Annotated in this window: 1 protein-coding gene; it reads right to left on the bottom strand. The window is 72.6% G+C overall.

All coding sequences use genetic code 11. The annotated features are described in order from the left end of the window. Positions 1 to 146: 146 nt before the first annotated feature. Positions 147 to 977 carry a DUF2182 domain-containing protein gene (locus tag ACFV0Q_RS33165; protein WP_385010446.1) on the bottom strand — a complete coding sequence of 277 codons (831 nt, stop codon included), beginning with the start codon at positions 975 to 977 and terminating at the stop codon, positions 147 to 149. Between the last annotated feature and the right edge of the window lie 300 nt (positions 978 to 1,277).

Raw genomic sequence — 1,277 nt, 5'->3', positions numbered from 1 at the left:
AGCGCGGCCGTGAGCCGGATCCAGCCGTCGCCGTGCAGACGGGCGGCGTTCCCCGCTGCCACGTGGGCGAAAGCCCGGGCCTGCCCGTGGAGTGTGCCGATCTTGGAGATTCGCACCACCCACAGCTCTCGACCGGCTAGTCGTCCTCACCCGGTCCAGCCGGCCATCCGGTCCATGGGGGGACCGGATGTCTCCAGGCCGGGCAGCAGCCAGTCCTGGAAGGGGGCGAGCACGGCCAGGACGAGGAAGACGAGGCCGACGGCCCAGGCCAGCCAGGGTCCCTGCCGCCAGAGCTTCTCCAGGAAGATCACGGCCGCCAGTCCCGCCATCGCGGCGACGTTCATGACGCCGAGCGGGATCAGGACGATCATCAGGCCCCAGCAGCATCCGACGCAGTAGAGCCCGTGGTGCGTGCCCACCCGCAGGTCCTTCGCCCAGGGACGGTAGCGCGAGTACTGGAGCAGCTGGAACATCGGGTTGCGGCAGTGACGCAGACAGACTCGTTTCAGCGGCCCGAACTGCTGAGCCGCCGCGAGGAGGAACACGGCGGCGCCCAACCAGCGGCCCGCCCCGGGACTGCTGTCCACCAGGTGCCCGGTCGCGGCCAGGGCGCCGTACGCGAGCAGCCCGAAGGCGGTCCAGGCCAGGAGGTAGCCGCTGACGAACCCGGCGATCCTCAGGGCGCGGGCAGGGCCGGACGAACGGCGGCTGATCCAGCGCACCCAGGTGATGGCGACGGGTGCGACGGACGGCAGCATCATCGCCGCCATCATGACCACCCACAGCAGCAGGAAGAGGGGGAGCGCCAGGCCCATGGTGCCGGGCTCCATCCCCATGTGGCGGGACTGGCCGATGGTCAGCACCCACGCCAGCGCGGCCAGCAGCACCATCAGGAACCACGCGACCGCCAGGTCCCGCGCGGGCAGCAGGACTCCGGGCCGCGTGGGTGCCGGAGGGGCCGGACGCAGGTGCGGCACGGGAACCTCCCAAGGACGCGGGTCGCCCCGGCCGCCTCGGCCACCCGTGCCACACCGCTGGCGGTGGTGCACCGTGGGCAGCCGACGGTCCGACGACATCTCCAGCAGATCACAGAACCGGAAAGCCCAAAACCCGGGAGGCCTGCCGCCGGCCCGGACAGCCCGACGAGGGGGCCATCGCGGCCCCGCGATCATGGGGGTTGGGCCTCCCGGGCGCGGCGCCCTGACGGCCCCCAGCTGGTCGCGAAGGTCCGACGCCGCGCGCGTACGGTGGACGTAGGGCGACGGGCAACGCCGGTG

Origin of the sequence: Streptomyces sp. NPDC059564 (assembly GCF_042735575.1) — a bacterium.
In the GTDB taxonomy this organism is placed as follows: Bacteria; Actinomycetota; Actinomycetes; order Streptomycetales; family Streptomycetaceae; genus Streptomyces.
This window is presented reverse-complemented; position numbering and strand designations above follow the sequence as displayed.